The sequence below is a fragment of the Nonomuraea sp. NPDC004702 genome (assembly GCF_053601695.1).
The window spans coordinates 13,738-34,865 of the sequence record NZ_JBSGCE010000079.1; the positions used below are offsets into that span (position 1 = coordinate 13,738).

The following is a 21,128-nucleotide window of genomic DNA, read 5'->3' on the forward strand; positions in this document are numbered from 1 at the left end:
GGAGAGGATGTCAAATACCCCCCGTGGTATTGCCAAGGATACCTGGGGGGGTATGGTGACCTGGACATATCCACCCGGCGATCCAGGCGCGAAGGGACCTTCGCCGTGCAGAACACCTCCGCTCCCGCCCCGGCCGGCCGGCCTCCCGTACGCCTGGGACTCCGGGAGAACGCCCTGCAGTTCTCGCTGCTGGTCGTCGTCAACATCGCCGTCGGCGGCCTGGTGGGCCTCGAACGCACCACCGTGCCCCTCATCGGCGCCCACGCCTTCGGCCTGACCAGCGACCTCGCCGTCTTCTCCTTCATCGTCGCCTTCGGGCTCACCAAGGCGGCCACCAACCTGGCCGCCGGAGCGCTGACGGCCCGGTTCCGCCGCAAGCAGCTCCTGGTGGCCGGCTGGCTGATCGGGATCCCCGTCCCGTTCGTCCTGGCCTGGGCGCCCTCCTGGGGGTGGATCGTGGCCGCGAACGTCCTGCTCGGCCTCAACCAGGGCCTGACCTGGTCGATGACCGTCAACATGAAGATCGACCTGGTCGGGCCCGGCCGGCGGGGGCTGGCCACCGGCCTCAACGAGGCCGCCGGGTACACCGCCGTCGGCGCCACCGCGCTGCTCACCGGCTACCTCGCCACCCGTCACGGCCTGCGTCCCGTCCCCGAGCTCGTCGGCGTCGTCTTCGTCGTGGCCGGGCTGGCCCTGGCCCTGGCCGTCCGCGACACCGCCGCCCACGTGGCACTCGAACTCGACCGGCACCCCCGGCCGGCCGGCGGGGACATCGGTCCGGCGGCCGCGTTCGCCCGCACGTCCTGGCGCGACCGCTCGCTGCGCGGCGTCAGCCAGGCCGGTCTGGTCAACAACCTCAACGACGGCCTCACCTGGGGTGTCTTCCCTCTCCTGTTCACCGAGCACGGCCTGGGCCTGGCCGCCGTCGGCCTGATCAAGGGCCTGTACCCGCTGCTGTGGGGCGTCGGCCAGATCCCCGCCGGGCACCTCGCCGACCGCCTCGGCCGCAAACCCCTCATCGTCACCGGCATGCTCGTCCAGGCCGGCGGGCTCCTCCTGGCCGTCGCCCCGCTGGGCGACGCCCTGCTCGCCGGGGTCCTGTCCGCCGTCGTCCTCGGGCTCGGCACCGCCATGGTCTACCCCGCCCTCATCGCGTCGGTCTCCGACCACGCCCACCCCTCCTGGCGGGCCAACGCCCTGGGGGCCTACCGCTTCTGGCGCGACGTCGGCTACGCGGCGGGAGCCCTGGTCGCCGGGGTGCTCGCCGACGTGCTGGGCCTCGGCGCCACGGTCGTCGCGGGGGCCGTCCTCACCGCCGTCTCCGGCCTGCTCGCCGCCCGCTGGATCAGCGACCGTACGGCGGGCTGACGGCGGCCCGTCCCAGGTCAAGCGCGTCCCAAGGTGCGGTCGGCATTGATCGCGCGGCCGGGGACGGCGGAAGCGCCCTTTGATCCACTCCTGGTTACAGTCCGTAGTGATCGGATCGCTCTGGGGGGAAGATGAAGAGTGTTCGCATAGTCGCCGGCAGGATGGCGAAAGTGTTGTGCGCGGGGCTGCTCGCGGTCCCGTCGTCCCCGCTGGTCGTGCCCGATCCGTCGCCGGACACCTCGGTGGTGACGGTGCGGACCGGCGGCGACCGCACCGGCGACACCACCGTGGGGCCGCTGGCCGGGGTCGAGCTCGGCCTGTTCGCCACGCCCGACGCGGCCGACCCGGTCGACGCCGACTGGGGCGTGTGCGTCTCGGACGACGACGGCGACTGCAGCTTCGTCGTCCCCGGCACCGAGCCGGGCGGCGACAACGCCGGCGCCCGCTTCTACGTCAAGCAGCTGTCCGCCCCCGGCGGCTGGTACACCAACCCCGAGCTGCGCACCGGCCGCGGCAGCGGGTCGAACTCCGTCGCCACGCCGTACGTCTTCCAGACCCCCGCGCTGGAGAGCGGCACCACGTACTCCTCCACCAGCGACTTCATGATCAACGACACCCGCGCGGACGCCACCGCCTCGACCGGGATCTGGCAGCAGTCACGGGTCAACCCCCGGCCCGATCTCACCTGCGGCCTCGACGTCGCGCTGCTGCTCGACCTGTCAGCCTCGGTGGGCAGCGCGCTGCCCGACCTGAAGGCGGCCGCCGACACCTTCACCGACGCGCTGACCGGCACCCCGTCCCGGATGGCGCTGTTCACCTTCGACCGCAACTCGCCCAGCGCCGGCACCACGAACAACCCCGACCTCATGCCGGTGTCCACCGAGGCGGGCGCCGAGGCGTTCAAGAACCAGTACGCCGACTGGCAGCTCGGCAGCGGCACCAACTGGGACCGCGGCCTGTGGGCGGTCGCCGAGGCCGCGCCGCGCTACGACCTGCTGGTGGTGCTCACCGACGGCAACCCCACCTACTACGACACCCTGCTCGGCGACGGCAGCAACACCCGCATCGCCGAGGTGGAGGCCGGGATCTTCTCCGCCAACGCGGTCAAGGCCGAGGGCACCCGCGTCCTGGCCGTCGGCGTCGGCAACGGCGTGACCGGCCTGACCGCGCTCAACCTGCGCGCCATCTCCGGCACCACCGCCTTCGACGGCACCAACGCGGCCGCCGCCGACTACTTCCAGACCAGCGACTACGCCGCCGCCGGGCAGGCGTTGCGGGAGATCGTCCGCGCCCAGTGCGAGGGGTCGCTGTCGGTGATCAAGCAGCTCGTCCCGTCCGGCAACACCGGTGAGGACGTCACCGGCGCCACCCCGGCCGGACCCGGCTGGGACTTCACCGCCGAGACCACCACGCCGGGCATCGGCGGGCTGCCCGCCACCGAGTCGACGACCGGCGACGGCACGGGGTCGGTCAACTTCGACCTCACCTTCAGCCAGACCGCGTCGGCCGACGTCACCGTCACCGAGGCCCAGCACCCCGACCACACCCTGGTCACCCAGGACGGGCGCAACGCCGTCTGCCGCCTGATCGACACCGGCGTCGAGGTGCCGGTGACCAACAGCGGCGGCCTCGGCTTCACGGTCGAGGTGCCGAGCGACGCGGCCGTCAGCTGCACCGTCTACAACCGCCCGCCCGCGCCGGCCCCGACCCCGACCCCGACGCCCACGCCCACTCCGACACCGACACCGACTCCAACGGTGACCCCGACCCCGACGGTCACCCCGACGCCCACGGTCCCGCCGACCGTCACGCCCACGCCGACCCCGACGCCCACGCCCACGCCCACACCGACGCCGAAGCCCACGCCGACCCGTCCGGAGCACTGCCACGGCGGGCATCCGTACTGGGACCACTGCGAGGAGCACCCGGGCTGGCACGACGTCTGCCACAAATCGGCCTTCGCCTGCCCGCACCCGCAGGAGTGGTCCATGCCTGACGAGGCATGGAACGAGGAGTGGTAGCCCGCAGGTAGACGCGTTCCCGGCACAAGGATTACCCGCGCCTTCGCGTCGGACCGCCGGCCGACGGGCAGCACCTGGGAGGGGCGGCTCGGGAACGGGGGCGGACGATGCGGGACGAAGCAGGCGGCGGGCCGGCGGGCGTGCGCCGTCGCGAGATGCTGGCCATGCCCGTCGCCCTGGCCTGCGGCTCGGCGATGCTGACCGGCTGCGACACCGCGCGGCCGGCCCGCAGTGCCGCGACGGCCAGCCCCGCTCCCGGCCCGGAGCAGGCCGGGGAGGTGCCGGTCACGCCGCCGGAGGACCTCATGCGCGAGCACGGGGTCCTCAAGCGCGTCCTGCTGGTCTACCGGGAGGGCGTCCGGCGGATCGGCGCCGGGGAGCGGGTGCCGGTCGGCCCGCTGCACGCCGGGGCCGGGATCATCCGCACGTTCATCGAGGACTACCACGAGCGGCTGGAAGAGCGTTACGTCTTCCCGCGCCTGGTCGGGGCGGGCAGGCTCACCGACGTCGTGCCCGTGCTGATCCGGCAGCACCGGCGCGGACGCGTCCTGACCGGCCGCATCCTGGACGCCACCGCGCGGCCCGTCCCCCAGAGCGTCCGCCGCGGCCTGACCGCCGACCTGGCCGCCTTCGTCCGCATGTACGAGCCGCACGAGGCGCGCGAGGACACCGTGGTCTTCCCCGCCATGCGGGCCGTCATCCCGCCCAAGGAGTTCGCCGAGCTGGCCGAGACGTTCGAGGACGAGGAGCACCGCCGATTCGGCGCGGCCGGCTTCACCGGCGTGGTCGCGCAGGTGGCCGACATCGAGAAGGCGCTCGGCATCTACGACCTCGACCAGTTCACCCCGCGCGGCTGACCCCGGCCGGTGCTCGCGGCGCGGGCCCGGTCAGGCGACCCGGGTGGCGGCGCGTTCGCCGAGCCTGCCGTCGTCCATGGACAGGACGGTGTCCACCTGGTCCAGGGTGGCCAAATCGTGCGTGACCATGACGGTGGCCAGGTCGTTCCTCCTGGTGAGGTCGGCCAGCAGGGAGACGATCAGCTCGCCCCGGTGGTGGTCGAGCGCGCTGGTGGGCTCGTCCACCAGCAGCACCTCGGGGGAGTTCATCAGGGCGCGGGCGATGTTGACGCGCTGGCGCTCGCCGCCGGACAGCTGGTGCGGGCGCTTGTGCTCCTTGCCGCCCAGGTCGACGGCGAGCAGCAGCTCCCGCGCCCGCGGGCCGGCCGCGCGCGGGGACTCGCCGGCCAGGTGCGCCATCACCAGGAGCTGGTCCAGCGCGGTGAGCGAGGGCAGCAGGTTGGCCTGCTGGAACACGATGCCGACGTGGTCGCGGCGAACCCTGGTGCGGGCCGCCTGGCCGGCTCCGGAGACGTCCTGCCCGGCGATGATCACGCTGCCCGCGGCGGGCGTGATCAGGGTGGCGGCGACGGCGAGCAGGCTCGACTTGCCCGAGCCGGACGGGCCGACCACCGCGGCGAACTCGCCCGCCGCGACGGCCAGGCTGACGTGGTCGAGCGCGGTCAGCGTACGGTCGCCGTCGGGATAGGTCAGGACGACGTCGGTCAGCTTGAGTGTCATCGGGAGGCTCCCAGGGCGGTCAGCGGGTCGACAGAGGTGATCTTGCGGATGGCCAGCGCGGCCCCGGCGGCACCGAGGAGGATCAGCACGGCCACCGGCGCCACGGTGGTGGCCGCCGACAACACGAACGGCACCGTCCCCTCGGCCAGCGCGCCGAGGCCCGCGCCGAGCAGGCCGCCGGCGCCCGCGCCGCCCAGCAGCACGATGACCGCCTGGGCGAGCGCGTCCCGCAGCAGGTAGCCGGAGCTCGCGCCCAGGGCCTTGAGCACGGCGACGTCGCCGCGCCGCTGGATCGTCCAGACGGTGAAGAAGGCCCCGATGACCAGGGCCGAGATCGCGAACAGGAACCCGCGCATGAGCTGGAGCGACCCGTTCTCGGAGGAGAACGAGCCGATCGCGGCGGGCGCCTGCGACAGCGGGACCGTCGTGGTGCCGAGCCGCGCGTCGGCCGCGGCCAGGCCGCCGGCAGGCAGCCCCGTGTCACCGGCGGGCAGCGCCAGGACGGTCGCCACGCTGTCGGCGCCGGCCTGGCGGCCCATCTGCTCCCAGTCGCCGATGCCGACCCAGACGACGGGCGTGTGGCTGTAGGACGCCTGGCCGCCGACGCCGGACACGGTGAAGTCCCGGCCCGCGATCCGCACCGTGTCCCCGGCGCCCACCCCGGTGTCGGCGGCGAGCGCGGCGGAGAGGACGACCTTCCCGGCGTCCACGGGCCGTCCCTGGGCGAGGGCGCCGCCCGGCTGGACGCCGAAGAGCGCCACCCCCGCGCTCCCGTCGTCGCCGTAGCCGAGCCGCGACATGGAGACGCCCAGCCGCTCGGCGGCGTCACCGGTCGCCCGCCGCCACTCCTGCCAGGTCCGGTCGGTGACGCGGCTGTCGGCGAAGGACGGTTTCCCGCTGCCGGCGAAGACGAGGTGCCCGGCGGGCAGGCCCTCCACGGCCGAGATGTTCTCCCGTGCCAGCCCGGCGGTCAGGCCGGACAACATGGTCACCAGGAGGGTGATGAGGAAGACGACGGCGCCCATGAGAGCGAACCGTCCCTTCGCGAAGCGCAGGTCTCTGAGCGCCACGAACACGGCGCGTCCCCCGTTGCGGTTGAAGGTCATGTTGACGTGCTCCAGCGTGCGCGCCGCCGGATCGGCCGCGCATCGTGCATGCGGTCCGCCCGTAATACTTCTTTCGGACGATTTGTGGCGCAGGGCCGTCGCATACGCTTGGTGAGAGATGTCTGACTATCCGTTCCCGCCCGCCCTCCGCCTGCTGCGCTGGACCGTGCACGGCACGTTCGCGACCCTCCTGGCGATCGCGCTGGCCGGCGTCGCCGGGACCGGACGGCTCGCGCCGACGCTGGGCGGAGCGCTCCTCGGCGTCCTCTACGCGGCGGGCATCACCATCGAGGCGCGGCTGCCGCACTTCGGCGGGCCGACGCACCTGCTGCTGGGCCGGATCTGGCTGGTGCTGACCACGGCCGGGTGGGCGCTGCTCGCGCTGGCCGCGCCGCAGTTCGTCTGGCTGGCCTTCCCGCTCTTCTTCGCCTACCTGCACCTGCTGCCGCTGGCGGTGGCGCTGCCGGGCGTGGCGGCGCTGACCGTCGCGGCCGTCCTGGCCGCCGCCTGGCACGAGGGACGGCTGACCGCCGCCCTGGTCATCGGCCCGACGATCGGCGCGGCGGTGGCCACCCTGATGGCGATGGTCTACAAGGCGCTGCACGCCGAGAGCGAGCAGCGCCGCCTGCTGATCGACGACCTGGTCCGCACGCGCGGGAAACTGCTCCAGGCGGAGGGCGACGCCGTACGGCTGGCCGAGCGGGAACGCCTGGCCAGAGAGATCCACGACACCCTGGCACAGGGCATGTCCAGCATCATCCTGCTGCTGCGGGCGGCCCGGCGGGACCTGGCCGACGACCTCCCGGCCGCCGAACGCCGCATCACCGAGGCGGCGGACGCGGCCAAGGAGAACCTGGAGGAGGCCAGGAACTTCGTCCGCGGCCTCGCCCCCGCGGCGCTGCGGCACTCGTCGCTGGCCGCCGCGCTGCGCAGGGCCGGCGACTCCGCCGTGGCGGGCACGCCCATCCAGGCGCGCTTCGAGGTCTCCGGCACCCCGGCGCCGCTGCCCGCCGACTACGACGCGACGCTGCTCCGCGTCGCCCAGGGCGCCCTGGGCAACGTCAGCCGCCACTCCGGCGCCGGCCACGCCGGGGTGACCCTCACCTACCTGGACGACGTGGTCATGCTGGACGTGTACGACGACGGCCGCGGCTTCGACCCCGGACGTTCCGCCGGCTACGGCCTGCGCGCGATGCGCGAACGGGTGAGCGCCCTGGGCGGCAGCCTCACCGTGGAGTCGGCCCCCGGCGAGGGTACGGCCGTCGTGGCGACCCTGCCGCTGCCGCCGCTGGAGGGGCCGTGATCCGGATCGTCCTGGTGGACGACCATCCGGTGGTCCGCTCCGGCCTGCGCGCCATGCTCGCCGGGCAGCCCGACTTCGACCTGGTCGGTGAGGCCGCCACCGGGCAGGAGGGCGTGCGGCTGGCCGCCACGCTCGCCCCCGACGTCGTGCTGATGGACCTGCAACTGGGGACGGGCATGCACGGCAGCGAGGCGACCCGCCGGATCGTCGCCCTGGACGGCCCCCGCGTCCTGGTGCTGACGACGTTCGACACCGACGCCGACATCGTGGCCGCCATCGAGTCCGGCGCGACCGGCTACCTGCTCAAGGACGCCCCGTCGGAGGACCTGCACGCCGCCATCCGGTCGGCCGCCGCGGGCGCCAGCGCCCTGGCGCCGAGCGTGGCCGCCCGCCTGCTGGGCCGGGTCCGCGCCCCCGACGCCACGCTCAGCCCGCGCGAGCTGGAGGTGCTCGGGCACGTCGCCGCCGGCCTGTCGAACCGGCAGATCAGCAAGGTGATGTTCCTCAGCGAGACCACCGTCAAGACCCACCTGGCGCACATCTACACGAAGCTGGACGTGGACTCCCGCACCGCGGCCGTCGCGGCGGCCTCGAAGCGGGGCCTCATCCGCCCGCCGTGAGCCGCGGCGTGGCGCTCGGGTCATCAGGGCGTGACGATGGCGAAGTCCGGCTCCGGCTGCTCCAGCAGGGACGCCAGGCGCCGCAGGACGGTCAGGTCGCCGTCGTGGTCGAGCCCGCCGCCGTCACCGTCGCTGGAGAGCAGTGTGAGCAGGGTGAGCAGGCGTTGCCGGGTGAGGCGCAGCGTCAGGTCGGCTCCGTCGTCCGTGGGTGACCGCTGGTGGATGAGGGCGCCGTTGGACATCGTGGTCCGGTGGCGTTCGTCCAGGTCGGTGAGGTGCCAGTCGATGGCGAAGCGCTCGTTCCAGGCGTCGGGGCCGTTCACCCGGATGGCCAGGGAGTCGAAGAGCTGCTCGGTGGACAGCGCGGCGAGCATGTCCGGCGAGGTGGTGTCGGTGGCGCCGGGTGAGGGGCCGTCCTTCAGCTCGGCCGCGCCGGTGAGGTAGAAGTTGCGCCAGGTCGCGTTCTCGGCGCCCTGGCCGAGCCGGGTGTAGACCTGGGCCAGCAGCCTGCGGGCCGAGGCGTCGTTGCCGTCGGCGTACACGGCGTGGTTGAGCAGGGTCGCGGCGAAGCGCAGGTCGCCCTCCCCGACGTAGCGGCCGGCCAGGGCCACCACGGCCGAGGTGCCGCCGAAGGACTCGACGTAGCGGCGGGCCAGCTCGACGGGCGGGTGTTCCCACAGGTGGGCGGGGTTGCCGTCGAACCAGCCGAGATAGCGCTGGTAGACGGCCTTGACGTTGTGGCTGACCGAGCCGTAGTAGCCGTGGGTGTGCCAGACCTGCTCCAGCGCGGGCGGCACCTGCATGACCTCGGCGATCTCGGGGCCGGTCAGGCCCTGGTTGAGCAGGCGGAGGGTCTGGTCGTGCAGGTAGGCGTACAGGTCGCGCTGCTGGGACAGGAAGGTGACGATGTCGTCCCGGCCCCAGGTGGGCCAGTGGTGGGAGGCGAAGGCGACGTCGGCCCGGTCGGCGAAGAGCTCGACGGCCTCGGTGAGGTAGCGGGCCCACACCCGGGCGTCGCGGACCACCGCGCCGCGCAGGGTGAGCACGTTGTGCAGGTTGTGCGTGGCGTTCTCGGCCAGGCACAGGGCGCGGTGGTCGGGGAACAGGAAGTTCATCTCGGCGGGGGCCTCGGTGCCCGGGGTGAGCTGGAAGACGACGCGGACGCCGTCGATCGTCTCCTCCTGGCCGGTGCGGGTGACGTCGAGGGTCGGCGGGATCAGGGAGACGGTGCCCTGCGAGGTGCCCATGCCCAGCCCGCAGCCGAGCTGGCCCTCGGGGGACCGGGGGAGGAGCTGGCCGTACATGTAGAGGGCGCGGCGGTTCATGGCGTTGCCGGCGTAGACGTTCTCGGAGACCGCGTGCTCCATGAAACCGGCGGGCGCCACGATCGGCACGTTCCCGTCGGTGACGCCGCGCACGCCGCCGAAGTGGTCGACGTGGCTGTGGGTGTAGACGACCCCGGTGACCGGACGGTCGCCGCGATGGTCGCGGTAGAGCCCGAGCGCGGCGGTGGCGCACTCGGCGGAGACCAGCGGGTCGATGACGACGACGCCGGTGTCGCCCTCCACGAGGGTCATGTTCGACAGGTCCAGGCCGCGCACCTGGTAGATGCCGTCGGTCACCTCGTACAGGCCCTGCCGGGCGCACAGTTGCGCCTGCCGCCACAGGCTCGGATGAGCGGTCGGCGGGCAGTCACCGGTCAGGAAGTCGTAGACGTCGTTGTCCCAGACGACCTCGCCCCCGGACGTCCTGACCACGCCGGGGGTCAGCCTGGCGATGAAGCCGCGATCGGCGTGCTCGAAGTCCGTCCGGTCCTGGTAGGGAAGGTCTGCCATGTGAGCGTCCTGCCCTCGGCAGTCTGCGATGAGGGCAAGGAGAGCCTCAAGAAAGAGCATTCCCGGCGATGCGGCCGCCGGTCCGAGGAACGTTCCTCTCATGTGTGCTTCTCCGGCCGGCGTGCTGGCATGGGTGCGGAGCGCGGTCGCCGCCGCCTTGATCACCGGCGTCTACTTCGTCGTGCCGCTGCCGACCGAGAAACTCCAGGACGGCTCGCCCGAGCTGCGCGTGCTGGGCTGCCTGGCCGGGGTGATCGTGCTGGCCTGGCTGCTGGGGCGGCAGGTGGGGCGCGCGCTGCGGCCCGGACGGTCCCTGGCGGAGCAGCTGGCGATGTTGCTGACCGTCGTCATCGTCGTGGTGGTCTTCTTCGCGGCGCTGTACTTCCTGATGGCCGCGCAGTTCCACGGCCTGCGCACGCGGGTGGACGCGCTCTACTTCTCGGTGATCACCCTGGGCACGGTCGGCTACGGCGACGTCGTCCCCCTCGGGCAGGGGGCGAAGGCCCTGGTCGTCGTGCAGGTGATCTTCGATCTGATCGTCGTGACGTCGGCGCTCGCGCTCATCGTGGGTGTGTGGCGCTCGCAGGAGTCGTCATGAGGGTTCTCCCTCCAGGCAGGGGACCGGGGCCGCCGTGGGGGCCTGGGGGTGCGTGGCCAGGTAGTCCTGGAGCTCGCGGTGCCGGAACTGGTAGGCGATCCCGGAGATCCGCAGCAGCCCGGCGTCGTAGCAGCGGTGCAGGAACCGTCCCAGCCGCCACGGCAGCCGGCCCCGCGTGGCCAGCAGGAGGCCCAGGTAGCGGCGCGCCAGCAGCGGCGACCAGGACGCCACCAGCGACATGCCGAACACCGCGGCCACCGCGACCGCCGCGACGACCGGGATCCCCTCCAGCAGCTTCACGAACCAGATGCCCAGCATGAACCCGAATCCGGGGCCGAAGGTGAGCGCGGCCACGAGCGTCGAGACGACGTCGTTGCGGATGACCGTCCTGGGGTCGACGCCGTCCCAGGAGCCGGCGTATCCCAGCGTCACGTCCCTGCCGCTCGCCATCCCCACGCCGACCAGGACGCCGAAGACGATCGGCACCCACAGCGGCAGGGCGGCGCCGAACTCCATGATGACCGCCGCGCACGTCAGGCAGCCGTACAGGGCGGCCAGCACGCCGTCCACGACGCTCCGCCTGCGGCTCTGTCCGCCGCGGGACCGGAGCAGGCCGTCCTCGTCCCCCGTGGACCACGCCTGCCGATAGGCCGTGACCGGTTCGGTCAGCAGGCGCACCGCCACCGTGCCGGGCAGCAGGAGAAGGGCGACGGCCATCACCGTCGCGCCCGAGATCCGGCCGTCCACGATCTCCACCCGCGAGAACACCGCGACGGCGGCGACGACGACGGCGGCGACCCCGGGAAGGCAGGTCGCCAGCGCCACCAGCGCGCCGAAGAACCGCGCCCGGTCGCCCGCCAGCGGCCACAACCGGTGCAGCACGAGATCCGTGCCGGACAACACGCGCCCGTCGAGCGGCGGCCGGCCCGCGTTGGCGCGCAGATGGGCGGCCAGGACGGCCAGGTAGGCGTGCGTGCGCCGGGCGTCCGGCCCCCTGCCCGCCGGGTCCGCCGCGGCCAGGCGGGCGGGGATGAACAGGCCGAGGAGATGCTCCCGTACGGCCTGCTGGTCGGCGAAGCGCGTGAGGACCTCGGGGGAGCGCACATAGCGCCCGGTGACCGGGTCGCGCTGCTCGTAGACGCTGACCGCCAGGGTCAGCCGCCACGGCGTGTTCAGCGCCTCGGCCAGGACGTGGCCGTCGCGGGTCAGCGCATCGAGGACCGGCCGCCAGCGGTCGGGATCCTCCTGGTCGGTGACGGCCTGGATGAAGCTCCACGCCTTGTCGCCGCCCACCTTGCCCACGTCGACCCGGACGAGCCCACGGGGGACGGCCCGGTCGGCGACCAGGGCGTCGTACTGGTCGGTGCGGCAGGTCAGGACCATGCTGCAGCGGTCCAGCCCGTGCTCGTACTCCTCCAGCGCGCGCAGCGCCCGGGCGGCCCGCGAACCGTAGCCCGGCTCGTCGGTGTCGTCCATCTCGTCGAGCCCGTCCACGACGGGCAGGATCCGCTCCGCCGCCACGAGCGTGCGCGCGGTCACCGGCTTCAGGCCGTACGCGGCGGTCAGGTGCCGGGCGAGCATGTCCCGCACCGGCACGTCGGGATCCAGGCTCGCCGCGGAGATCCGCACCGGGACGCGGTCGTCGGGCCGCCGGCCGTCGAGCAGCCGGAGGATCAGCTCGATGGCCAGGACGGTCTTGCCCGAACCCGCCACCCCGGTGATCACCAGCCGCCCCGGGCCGCCCAGCTCGCGGAAGTAGGCGGCCACCTGCTTGAGGCTGCCGGCCGGCGGCGCGGAGACGGAACCGCCGGTGGGGTGGAAGGAGAAGTCGACGTCGATGACCGCGTCGCTGCCCCTGCCGCCCAGCAGCTGTGCCCGCTGGGCCCGCTCCTCGGCCAGCACCCGCCTCGCCAGCAGGATCGCGGCCGCCTGCACGTCGGTGTCGGCCAGCCGCTGCGCCTGCCACCAGGACAACGCGGCGATGCCCGTCCCGGCCAGCCCCAGCCCGGCGCCGACCGGGTCGACGTCGCCCGGGTAGAGCGTCCACAGCCGCAGCGCGGCGGCCACCAGCATGACCATCCCGGCCGCCACGCCCGCCCAGAACCACCATGTCCTCGTCCGCCGGCTCACGGTCCCAGCATTTCAAAGCGGGCGCCCGTCGTGTGCGGGGAACGCGACAAAGATCCTCTTCGTCCCGTACCGGCTCGCGGTCCGTGCAACCCCGCGGGCGGCACGTGCGAAACACAGGTATGTGGAAGGCACACCAGGCCGGCAGCTGACGGGCCCGGCCCTGAGATCGGCGCTGCGGCCGGGCCGCGCGCTCGGCGTGCTGGCGGTGCTGGCCATGATGGGCTGCCAGGTGGCGTCCGGGCTGGCCGCGCGGCCCGAGCGGCTCACCGGGGTGATCGTCGTGCTGCTGGCGGCGTGCGCCCTGGCCTTCGCCGCGGACGCCTGGGGCGCGGCCAGGGCGGCGGCCGCCTTCGCCGGCGCGGCGCTGACCGGGTACGCGGCCGAGCTGGCGGGGCTGCTGACCGGGTTCCCGTTCGGCTCCTACCGCTACAGCGACGCGCTGTGGCCGCAGGTGGCCGGGGTTCCCGTGGTGGTGGTGCTGGCGTGGGGCGGCATGGGGCTGGCGGCCCACGCGGTGGCGGTCGCGGTCGTGCCGTCCGGCGGGGTGGCCAGGGTGTGCGCGGGCGCGGGCGCGCTGACGGCGTGGGACCTGTTCCTCGACCCCCAGATGGTCCGGCTCGGCCTGTGGACGTGGGCGCGGGAGGGCTTCTACCGCGGCGTGCCGCTGAGCAACTTCGCCGGCTGGCTGCTGGTGTCGGCGCTGGTCATGGTGGTCGTCGGGCGGATCGTCCGGGCCGCCGCCCCGGCGCGCGGGCTGCTGGCGCTGTACACGGTCATGGCGGTGATGGAGACGGTGGGCTTCGCGGCGGTGTTCCGGCCGCCGGACCTGCTGGTCGCCGCCGCCGGAGGGATCACGATGGGCGCGTTCGCCGCGCCGGCCTGGAGGCGGTCATGGCCGAGGTGACGGTGATCGGCGGCGGCATGGGCGGCATGGCGTGCGCGCTGCTGCTGGCCCGCCAGGGCCACGAGGTGCGGCTGTACGAGCAGCTGCCGCGGCTGGGCGGCAAGCTGGCCGAGCACCGCCGTGACGGTTTCACCTTCTCCCTCGGCCCTTCGCTGCTCACCATGCCGCGGGTGCTGCGCGAACTCGGGCTGGAGCGCGAGCTGATCGAACCCGCCCTGCTGTGCCGGTACCGCTTCGCCGACGGCACGGTCCTGGACGCCCACCGCGACCCGGCGCGGATGGCCGCCGAGGTGGAGCGGCTGGCGCCGGGCGAGGGCCGGGCCTGGACGGCCTTCCACCAGTGGGCGCAGGGCTGCCTGCGGGCGGCGGAGCGGACCGTGTTCGCCGGTCCGCCGATCCGGCGGCAGGGACGGCCGCGGCTGTCGGACCTGACCGCGGTGGCCCCCGCCCGCACCCTGGCCGGGCTGGCGCGGCGCCACTTCGGCGACCCCCGCCTGCGCCAGTACGTCGGCCGCTACGCCACGTACGCCGGGTCGAGCCCGTACCGGGCGCCGGCGGCGCTGGGCTGCGTCCCGGCGCTGGAGCACGGGGAGGGCGTCTGGTACGCGCCCGGCGGTCTGGCCCGCCTGGCCGACGACCTGGCGCTGCTGCTGAAGGCCGCCGGGGTGGAGATCTTCCTGTCCGAGCCCGTCGCCGCCGTCGAGGCCGACGCGTCCAGGGTCACCGGGGTACGGCTGGCGAGCGGACGCAGGGTGCGGGCCGACGTCGTGGTGGCCGGCACCGACGCCGCCGCCCTGTACGGCCGCCTGTCGCCGGACCGGCGGCGGCTGCGCCGGATCGCCCGGCTCGGCGCCTCCTCCTCGGCCTTCCTGCTGCTGGCCGGGGTGGAGGGCCGCACGCCGGGACTGCCGCACCATTCGGTGCTGTTCTCGGCCGACTACGAGCGCGAGTTCGCCGACATCTTCGACCGGGGACGTCCGCCCCTCGACCCGACGGTCTACGTCGGCTGCTCGGCGGTGGACGACGCCTCCCAGGCCCCGGGCGGGGCGGAGAACTGGACGATGCTGGTCAACGTGCCCGCCCGGGATCCGGCCCGGTGGGGGATCGGGGTCGAGGCGTACCGGGACCTGGTGCTGGAGCGGCTGGCCGGGCGCGGCTGCGACCTGGCCGGCCGGTTGCGCTTCGTCGACGTCCTCACCCCCGCCGACCTGCGGGACCGGTACGGCTCCTGGGGCGGCGCGATCTACGGCAGCGCCTACCGGGGCAGGCTGGCGTCCTTCGCCCGGCCGGGCAACCGGGGGCCGAGACGCGGGTTGTACCTGGTGGGCGGCTCGGCCCACCCCGGCGGGGGCCTGCCGATGGTGACGCTGGGCGCCCGCATCGTGGCCGGCCTGGTGGCGCAGGACCTCGCGGGCGGTTCGCGATGAGGGCGCTCACCGTCGCGCAGGGCGTGGCGGCGGCCGTCGTGGCGGCCCGGCTCGCGCGGGGGCGGCGGCGGCTGCCCGCGCTGCGGCCCCGTCCGGTCGCGGGCGAGCCGGTCTCCGTGGTGATCCCCGCCCGCGACGAGGAGGCCAGGATCGGCCCGTGCCTGCGCGCCGCGCTGGCCGCCCCCGGCGTCCGCGAGGTGATCGTCGTGGACGACGGCTCCCGGGACGGCACGGCGAAGCTGGCGGCGTCGCTGGGCGCCACCGTCGTCACCGCCGATCCGCTGCCGCCCGGCTGGGTCGGCAAGCAGTGGGCGCTGCGGCAGGGGGTGGCCGCCGCCCGCGCCGGCGTGGTGGTCACGCTGGACGCCGACGTCCGGCCCGCGCCCGGCCTGTTCGGCGCCCTGGCCGCGGCCCTGGACCGCTACGACCTGGTCAGCGCCGGCCCGCGCTTCGTCTGCGACGGCGCGCTGGAGCAGGCCCTGCACGCCTCGATGCTGGCGACGCTGGTCTACCGCTTCGGCCCCGTCGGCCCGCCGACCCCGCCGCCGCCGCACCGGGTGATCGCCAACGGCCAGTGCATGGCCTTCCGGCGGTCCCGGATGACCGAGGCGGACGGCTTCGCGCTCGTGCACGACCGGATGACCGACGACGTGGCGCTGGCCCGTCGCCTGGCCGCACAGGGCTGGTCGGTGGGCTTCCTGGACGCCGGCGGCCTGCTGGAGGTCGACATGCACGACTCGGCGGGCGAGTTGTGGCGGGAGTGGGGCCGTTCGCTGCCGCTGGCCGACGTGACCGGCCCCGCCTGGCAGGCGGCCGACCTGGCGGTCATCTGGCTGACGGCGGCGCTGCCCGTGCTGCGGCTGGCCGCGGGCCGCCCGACCGGCCTGGACCTGACGCTGCTGGGACTGCGGGTGTCACTGACGGCGGCGTTGCGGGGCAGCTACCGGCGGCCCGGAGCGGGGCTGCTGCTGTCGCCGCTGCTGGACCCGGCCACCGCGTTCCGCCTGACGCAGGCCACCGTACGGCCGGTGCGCGACTGGCGGGGACGCACCTACGGCGACGTGGGCGCGGGCGTCAGCGATGGGACGATCGGCGGCGGCCGGCCAGCGCGGCCTGCCCGAAACGCAGCCCGATGAGGCACATCAGCCCCCCGGTGGCCGCCACCAGCTCGGCCGGCATGAACAGCAGCTGCAGCAGCGGCACCCCGAACACCGCCAGGCGCGCGCCCGCCGCGAACGACCGCGTCGCCAGCGCCACCAGCGTCAGCGCCGCCACGGCCAGCCCGAACGCCGGCGGGCAGATGACCGCGACCCCGCCGGCGAAGGTGAGCACGCACCGGCCGCCCCGGAAGCCGGCGAACAGCGGCCACGCGTGCCCCGCCATGGCCGCCGCCACCGCCAGGTACACCGGCGCCACGCTCGCCCCCGACACCACGCCGAAGGCGGCGGTGTGGCCGCCGCCGATCACCAGCGCGACCAGGGCGGCCAGAGCGCCCTTCAGCGTGTCGCCGGCGAACACCGGCACGCCCGCCCACCGCCCGAGCTGCTCCTTGACGTTCCAGTACCCCGGGTTGCGGTCCCCGACGTCGCGCGGATCGACGCCGTGCGCCCGCGCCGTCAGGACCGCGACCGGCACCGACCCCAGCAGGTAGCCGATGACGACCGACACGAGCACCTCAACCATCGCGTCGTTCCACCTCGTCCGGTACGGCGGCAGGGGGGCGATGAAGCACATGGCCTTCGACCGGCCGCTGCTGCGCCGCCCCGGCGGCCCGATCTTCTGGCGGCTGCTCGGCACCGGCCGGGGACGCTCGATGTCGCTGGGCGCCGACCTGCGGCGCTGGGCGCTGTTCGCCGTCTGGCGGCGGGAGAGCGACCTGGCGGAGTTCCTGCGCGACTCGCCGATCGCCGCCCGCTGGCGGACGGAGTCCGCGGAGTACTGGCAGACCCGGCTGGCCCCGCTCGCCTCGCGCGGCGCGTGGGGCGGCCGCGACCCGTTCGGCGGCGCGCCGGCCCGCGACGACGGCGGGCCCGGCCCGGTGGCGGTGCTCACCAGGGCGTCCATCCGGCCCCGCCGGCTGGTCGCCTTCTACCGGTCGGTCCCGCCGGTCGAGGAGCTGCTGCGGCGGCAGGACGGCTGCCTGGCCTCGGTCGGCATGGGGGAGTGGCCGCTCGCCCGGCAGGCCACCTTCTCGCTGTGGCGCGACCGGCGGGCCGTACGGGACTTCGCCTACCGGGGCCAGGCCCACCGGCGGGTCGTCGAGCGGGTACGGGCCCGCGACTGGTACGCCGAAGAGCTGTTCGCCCGCTTCGTCCCCTATGCCAGTGAGGGCCGCTGGGACGGGCGCGACCCGCTGGGCTGACCCCCTCATCCCGCCGCCGTGACCGCGCCCGCCGCGATCCCGGCCGCCGGATCCCGTCCCGCCAGCGTGTGGGCCACTACGCAGGCGCGGGCGATCGTGGCCGCCCGCGAGGAGCCGTGCGCGACCACGACGGTGCCGCGCAGGCCGAGCAGGACGGCGCCGCCGTGCGTCTGCGGGTCGTAGCGGCGCGCCACCTCGGCGAGCCGGTCGGGTGGAGCGATGCCGGCGTCGGCCACCATGGTCAGCGCCGTGCGCACGCAGCCTTCGACGTTCTTGAGCACGACGTTGCCGGTGAAGCCGTCGGTGACGATCACGTCCACCGTGCCGGCCAGGACGTCGTGCCCCTCGACGGGGCCGTGGAAGCGCACCGGCAGCTCGCCCAGCAGCTCTTCGGCCTGGCGGGCCAGCCGGTTGCCCTTGCCCGGCTCCGCCGCGATCGACAGCAGCCCCACCACCGGGTCGGCCACGCCCAGCACGGCCCGCGCGTACCCCGCGCCGAGCAGCGCGAACTGGGCCAGCATGGCGGGGCGCGGATCGGTGATCGCGCCGGCGTCCACCAGCACGCTCGCGCCGCCCGGCAGCGACGGGAGCGCCACGGCCAGCGCGGGCCGCAGCACGCCGGTCGCCCGGCCGATGCCGCGCACCGCGCAGGCGACCACCGCGCCGGTGGGCCCGGCCGACACCAGCGCCCCGCCCTCGCCCCGTCCGACCAGGTCGCAGCCGATCGCCAGGCTGGAGGCGGCCAGCGCGGTCGCGCCCGCCCCGCGCTCGGTCATGGGCACGGCGTCCTCGGCGTGGGCCACCGCGATCTCGTCCGCGGCGCCGTGCCGCCGCAGCTCCTCGGCCAGCCGGGGCGCCGGGCCGGCCAGGACGACGGGCACGCCGTGCTCGCGGCAGGCCAGCACCGCCCCCGCGACCACCTCGGCGGGCCCGTGGTCGCCGCCCATCGCGTCCAGCACCACGGGGGCCGCGCCGGTCACGGCAGCTCCACGCGGACGCGCCGCTCGGCCCGGCCCGACCCGGCGGAGGCCAGCAGGTGCCGGGCGAAGACGGCGGCCTTGCGACGGCGCGGCACCCGCACCCGCCCGGCCAGGACGTCGAAGCCGCGGCGCTCGATCTCGGCGAGGATGCCGCCGTACAGCTCGAAGGCGGCGCGCACGCACGGCCGCGAGGAGGCGACGAGCAGGCCGACGCCCTCGTCGGCGGCCCGGTAGTGCTCGCGGGCCCGCCCGGCCTCGAAGGCCAGCAGGTCGCGCACCGCCCGCCGGGTCCGCCGCTCGCCCAGCATGCCGGGCACGACGCCGAACTTGTCCAGGTCCTCCATCGGCAGGTAGACCCGGCCGCGGGCGAAGTCCTCGGCGACGTCGCGCAGGAAGTTGGTGAGCTGGAAGGCCAGCCCGAGCTGGCGGGCCGGCTCGCGGGCGGCCTCCTCGTGGCCGGGCGCCGGCTCCAGCACCGGCAGCATCATCGTGCCGATCGCGGCGGCCGATCCCGACATGTACCCCAGCAGGTCGTCGTAGGTCGCGTACCGCCGCACCGACAGGTCGGCGCGCATCGAGGCGAGGAAGGCGCGGACGTCGCCGTGGTCGATGCCGAAGGAGTGCACGGTGTGCAGGAACGCGGGCAGCATCGGATCGCCGGTCGCCGCCCCGGCCAGCCCGGCCTCGACCTTGGCGGCCAGGTCGTCGAGCGCGCGGGCGCGGTCGCCGGTCATGGTGAAGGAGTCGACGATCTCGTCGGCGTAGCGGGCGAAGCCGTACAGGGCGTGCACGTGCCGGCGTTTCCACTGGGGCAGCAGGCGGGTGGCCAGGTAGTAGGAGCGGCCGTAGCGGGCGTGGAGTTGTCGGCAGCGTTCGTAGCTGGCGGTGAGCGTCAACGGGCCTCCTTCAAGATGCGTTCGGCGGCGAGCCGGCCGGAGATCAGCACCGGAGGGATCCCGACGCCGGGCGCGGTGTACATGCCGGCGAAGTGCAGTCCCGGCACCCGCCGGGCGACGGCCGAGGGCCGCAGCCACGCCGTCTGGGTGAAGCGGTGGTCCAGCGCGAACGGGGTGCCCGCGCTGTGCCCGCGCGCCGCCCAGGCGGGCGGGTCGAGCACCAGCCGGGGCGCGCCGGACAGGTCGCCGTGGCCGAGCGCGGCCAGGCGGCCGAGCAGCCGCGTCTCCAGCTCGGGCCGCAACCGGTCCCAGTCGGCGGTCCGCAGGTTGGGCGCGGGTTCCAGGACGCTGAGCGTGGCCTGTCCGGGCGGCGCGGCCTCGCCGTCCGGCTCGGGATGGGTGATCAGCAGGCTGGGATCGGGTTGCGGACGGCCGGCCGCCAGCGCCGTGAAGGTCTCCCGCCAGGCCCGTCCGAAATGCAGGGTGTGGTGGGCCTGGCCGTCCAGGGGACGGTCCAGGCCGACGTGCAGCACCAGGCAGGAGGGGGAGTGGTGGGGGCGGCGCAACCGCCAGTCGGCCGCCGGGCCGGGCAGCAGCCGCCGGGCGGCCAGGCGGTCGCAGGCCACGACCACCTGCCGCGCCGCGAGCCGCTCGCCGCTCGCCAGCAGCACCCCGGTGACGCCGTCGGAGTCCGTCTCGACCTGGTCGGCGCGGGCGCCGTAGCGGAGGTCGCCGCCCAGCTTCGCCAGCAGGGCCGCCATGGCCGAGGGGATGGCGTGCATGCCGCCGCGCCGCGGGAAGTACACGCCGCCGACGGTGTCCATGTGGGCGATGACGGCGTAGATGCCGAGCGCGCGCTGCGGCGCGAGCCCCACGTACAGGGACTGGAAGGTGTGGGCCTTGATCAGCCGGGGGTCGCGCAGGTGCCGGGCGGCCAGGCGGTCCAGCCGCCGGAAGCCGCCCAGCCGGGCCAGCCGGAGCAGCGCGGCCGGCCGGGCCAGGGCGCGCAGCCGGCTCACGTCCGCGTCGATGAACGCCGGCCACTCCACCCGGAACAGCTCGTCGAGCAGCCTCCGGTAGCGGTCGTAGCGCGCCGCCTCGGCGGGCCCGCACACCGTCCGCACCTGCTCGGCCATCGCCTCGCGCTCGGGCAGGACGTCCAGCCGCGACCCGTCGTCGAAGACCATCCGGTACGACGGGTCCAGGCGGCGCAACGGCAACCAGTGCCGCAGCTCCTGCCCGGCCGCGCCGAACACCTCGGCCAGCACGCCCGGCATGGTCAGCACCGAAGGGCCGGTGTCGAAGCGGTACGGCCCGAGGCGGGCGGTGCCGCAGCAGCCGCCGGGCTCGTCGAGCGCCTCCACCACGGTGACCTGACGACCGGCGGCCGCCAGGTGGACGGCCGCGGCCAGCCCGCCCAGCCCGGCCCCGACCACGACCACCGGGCTCATCGGCCGGCCGTCCCACGCACGTGCCCGGCCTGCGAGGTCACCGTGTCCATGCACGCAGCTCCTTCTGTCGCTATGAACAGAATTCGTGCCAGGAGCGCGCCCGGTTGCACGTCACCGGACAACGGGATCAAGCCGGACGCGCCCAGCCATGCGCCCAAGGACCCCGCAAGCGCGAAAAGATAGTCGGACACGTCGAGCGGCAGCGGGAACACCATGGACGAGGACACACCGGTCAGCCAGGAGGACGCGGGATTCGGCATCGGAGCCGTCTCCCGGCGCCTCGGCATCCCCGCGCCGACGCTGCGCACCTGGAACCTGCGCTACGGCCTGGGCCCCAGCCGCCGCAGCCCCGGGGGCCACCGCCGCTACGGCGCCGCCGACGTGCGGCGGCTGGCCGAGATGAAACGCCTGATCGCCACCGGCCTGGTGCCGGCCGAGGCGGCCAGGCTCGCCCTCGCGCTGCCCGACACCCCCGCCGCGCCGCCGTCCGGCGCGCGGACGGCCCCCAGGACAAACCACCGCAGATAGATAAAGCTGCGGGGATGGAAAA

19 protein-coding genes are annotated in these 21,128 nt (G+C 74.8%); 11 read left to right on the forward strand and 8 right to left on the reverse strand.

Annotated features, from left to right (window positions below; genetic code table 11):
- Positions 1 to 105 precede the first annotated feature (105 nt).
- The 3 genes from ACWEJ6_RS47325 (at position 106) to ACWEJ6_RS47335 (ending at position 4,246) form a co-directional block, all read left to right on the forward strand.
- On the forward strand, positions 106 to 1,368 hold the full coding sequence (locus ACWEJ6_RS47325) for an MFS transporter (RefSeq protein ID WP_452431916.1): 1,263 nt from the start codon (positions 106 to 108) through the stop codon (positions 1,366 to 1,368).
- Between the two features lie 161 nt (positions 1,369 to 1,529).
- Positions 1,530 to 3,389: a vWA domain-containing protein gene (locus ACWEJ6_RS47330; RefSeq protein WP_452431918.1), complete on the forward strand. Its 1,860-nt coding sequence runs from the start codon at positions 1,530 to 1,532 to the stop codon at positions 3,387 to 3,389.
- A gap of 107 nt (positions 3,390 to 3,496) precedes the next feature.
- Positions 3,497 to 4,246: a hemerythrin domain-containing protein gene (locus tag ACWEJ6_RS47335; RefSeq protein WP_452431919.1), complete on the forward strand. Its 750-nt coding sequence runs from the start codon at positions 3,497 to 3,499 to the stop codon at positions 4,244 to 4,246.
- 30 nt (positions 4,247 to 4,276) lie between these two features.
- Here the strand turns inward: ACWEJ6_RS47335 and ACWEJ6_RS47340 are convergent, their stop codons facing one another.
- Both ACWEJ6_RS47340 and ACWEJ6_RS47345 read right to left on the reverse strand, forming a co-directional pair.
- Positions 4,277 to 4,966, reverse strand: a complete 690-nt coding sequence (locus tag ACWEJ6_RS47340) for an ABC transporter ATP-binding protein (RefSeq protein ID WP_452431920.1) — start codon at positions 4,964 to 4,966, stop codon at positions 4,277 to 4,279.
- Complete coding sequence (locus tag ACWEJ6_RS47345; protein WP_452431931.1) at positions 4,963 to 6,042, reverse strand: ABC transporter permease; 1,080 nt, start codon at positions 6,040 to 6,042, stop codon at positions 4,963 to 4,965. Before ACWEJ6_RS47345 ends, ACWEJ6_RS47340 begins: the two co-directional genes overlap by 4 nt.
- Positions 6,043 to 6,190: 148 nt before the next feature.
- Here ACWEJ6_RS47345 and ACWEJ6_RS47350 point away from each other — a divergent pair, with 148 nt between their 5' ends.
- Positions 6,191 to 7,375 (forward strand): sensor histidine kinase, encoded by a 1,185-nt coding sequence (locus ACWEJ6_RS47350; protein ID WP_364338349.1) that lies wholly within the window; start codon positions 6,191 to 6,193, stop codon positions 7,373 to 7,375.
- Positions 7,372 to 7,995 carry a response regulator transcription factor gene (locus ACWEJ6_RS47355; RefSeq protein WP_358301630.1) on the forward strand — a complete coding sequence of 208 codons (624 nt, stop codon included), beginning with the start codon at positions 7,372 to 7,374 and terminating at the stop codon, positions 7,993 to 7,995. Before ACWEJ6_RS47350 ends, ACWEJ6_RS47355 begins: the two co-directional genes overlap by 4 nt.
- Positions 7,996 to 8,018: 23 nt before the next feature.
- Here the strand turns inward: ACWEJ6_RS47355 and ACWEJ6_RS47360 are convergent, their stop codons facing one another.
- Positions 8,019 to 9,830: an alkyl/aryl-sulfatase gene (locus ACWEJ6_RS47360; protein ID WP_452431921.1), complete on the reverse strand. Its 1,812-nt coding sequence runs from the start codon at positions 9,828 to 9,830 to the stop codon at positions 8,019 to 8,021.
- A gap of 100 nt (positions 9,831 to 9,930) precedes the next feature.
- Between ACWEJ6_RS47360 and ACWEJ6_RS47365 the strand changes: the two genes are divergently transcribed.
- Entirely contained in the window at positions 9,931 to 10,428 is a 498-nt protein-coding gene (locus tag ACWEJ6_RS47365; RefSeq protein WP_387676516.1) for a potassium channel family protein, read from the forward strand.
- Here ACWEJ6_RS47365 and ACWEJ6_RS47370 read toward each other — a convergent pair.
- Complete coding sequence (locus ACWEJ6_RS47370; RefSeq protein WP_452431922.1) at positions 10,423 to 12,558, reverse strand: NACHT domain-containing protein; 2,136 nt, start codon at positions 12,556 to 12,558, stop codon at positions 10,423 to 10,425. The two genes, ACWEJ6_RS47365 and ACWEJ6_RS47370, sit on opposite strands and share 6 nt — an antisense overlap.
- A gap of 121 nt (positions 12,559 to 12,679) precedes the next feature.
- Here ACWEJ6_RS47370 and ACWEJ6_RS47375 point away from each other — a divergent pair, with 121 nt between their 5' ends.
- The 3 genes from ACWEJ6_RS47375 to ACWEJ6_RS47385 are packed head-to-tail and all read left to right on the forward strand — an operon-like array spanning position 12,680 to position 16,025.
- Positions 12,680 to 13,462, forward strand: coding sequence for a carotenoid biosynthesis protein (locus tag ACWEJ6_RS47375; protein WP_452431923.1), 783 nt, complete (start codon positions 12,680 to 12,682; stop codon positions 13,460 to 13,462).
- Positions 13,450 to 14,889, forward strand: coding sequence for a phytoene desaturase family protein (locus ACWEJ6_RS47380; RefSeq protein ID WP_387676524.1), 1,440 nt, complete (start codon positions 13,450 to 13,452; stop codon positions 14,887 to 14,889). The genes ACWEJ6_RS47375 and ACWEJ6_RS47380 overlap by 13 nt, the downstream gene beginning before the upstream one ends.
- Positions 14,886 to 16,025, forward strand: a complete 1,140-nt coding sequence (locus tag ACWEJ6_RS47385) for a glycosyltransferase (RefSeq protein ID WP_452431924.1) — start codon at positions 14,886 to 14,888, stop codon at positions 16,023 to 16,025. The genes ACWEJ6_RS47380 and ACWEJ6_RS47385 overlap by 4 nt, the downstream gene beginning before the upstream one ends.
- Here the strand turns inward: ACWEJ6_RS47385 and ACWEJ6_RS47390 are convergent.
- Complete coding sequence (locus ACWEJ6_RS47390; RefSeq protein ID WP_452431925.1) at positions 15,964 to 16,572, reverse strand: glycerol-3-phosphate acyltransferase; 609 nt, start codon at positions 16,570 to 16,572, stop codon at positions 15,964 to 15,966. The genes ACWEJ6_RS47385 and ACWEJ6_RS47390 overlap by 62 nt on opposite strands.
- On the opposite strand from ACWEJ6_RS47390, the gene ACWEJ6_RS47395 reads away from it, so the two are divergent.
- The gene (locus tag ACWEJ6_RS47395; RefSeq protein ID WP_452431926.1) at positions 16,544 to 17,251 is read left to right on the forward strand and encodes a spheroidene monooxygenase; all 708 of its coding nucleotides are present in this window, start codon (positions 16,544 to 16,546) and stop codon (positions 17,249 to 17,251) included. The two genes, ACWEJ6_RS47390 and ACWEJ6_RS47395, sit on opposite strands and share 29 nt — an antisense overlap.
- A gap of 5 nt (positions 17,252 to 17,256) precedes the next feature.
- Here the strand turns inward: ACWEJ6_RS47395 and ACWEJ6_RS47400 are convergent, their stop codons facing one another.
- From ACWEJ6_RS47400 to ACWEJ6_RS47410, 3 genes are read right to left on the reverse strand one after another with little or no spacing between them, the layout of a single operon-like run.
- Positions 17,257 to 18,231, reverse strand: a complete 975-nt coding sequence (locus ACWEJ6_RS47400) for a phosphate acyltransferase (RefSeq protein ID WP_452431927.1) — start codon at positions 18,229 to 18,231, stop codon at positions 17,257 to 17,259.
- Positions 18,228 to 19,127, reverse strand: a complete 900-nt coding sequence (locus ACWEJ6_RS47405; protein WP_352354748.1) for a phytoene/squalene synthase family protein — start codon at positions 19,125 to 19,127, stop codon at positions 18,228 to 18,230. Before ACWEJ6_RS47405 ends, ACWEJ6_RS47400 begins: the two co-directional genes overlap by 4 nt.
- On the reverse strand, positions 19,124 to 20,578 hold the full coding sequence (locus ACWEJ6_RS47410; protein WP_452431929.1) for a phytoene desaturase family protein: 1,455 nt from the start codon (positions 20,576 to 20,578) through the stop codon (positions 19,124 to 19,126). The genes ACWEJ6_RS47405 and ACWEJ6_RS47410 overlap by 4 nt, the downstream gene beginning before the upstream one ends.
- A 213-nt stretch (positions 20,579 to 20,791) precedes the next feature.
- Here ACWEJ6_RS47410 and ACWEJ6_RS47415 point away from each other — a divergent pair, with 213 nt between their 5' ends.
- Positions 20,792 to 21,106, forward strand: coding sequence for a MerR family transcriptional regulator (locus ACWEJ6_RS47415; protein ID WP_452431930.1), 315 nt, complete (start codon positions 20,792 to 20,794; stop codon positions 21,104 to 21,106).
- The last annotated feature ends 22 nt before the right edge of the window (positions 21,107 to 21,128 follow it).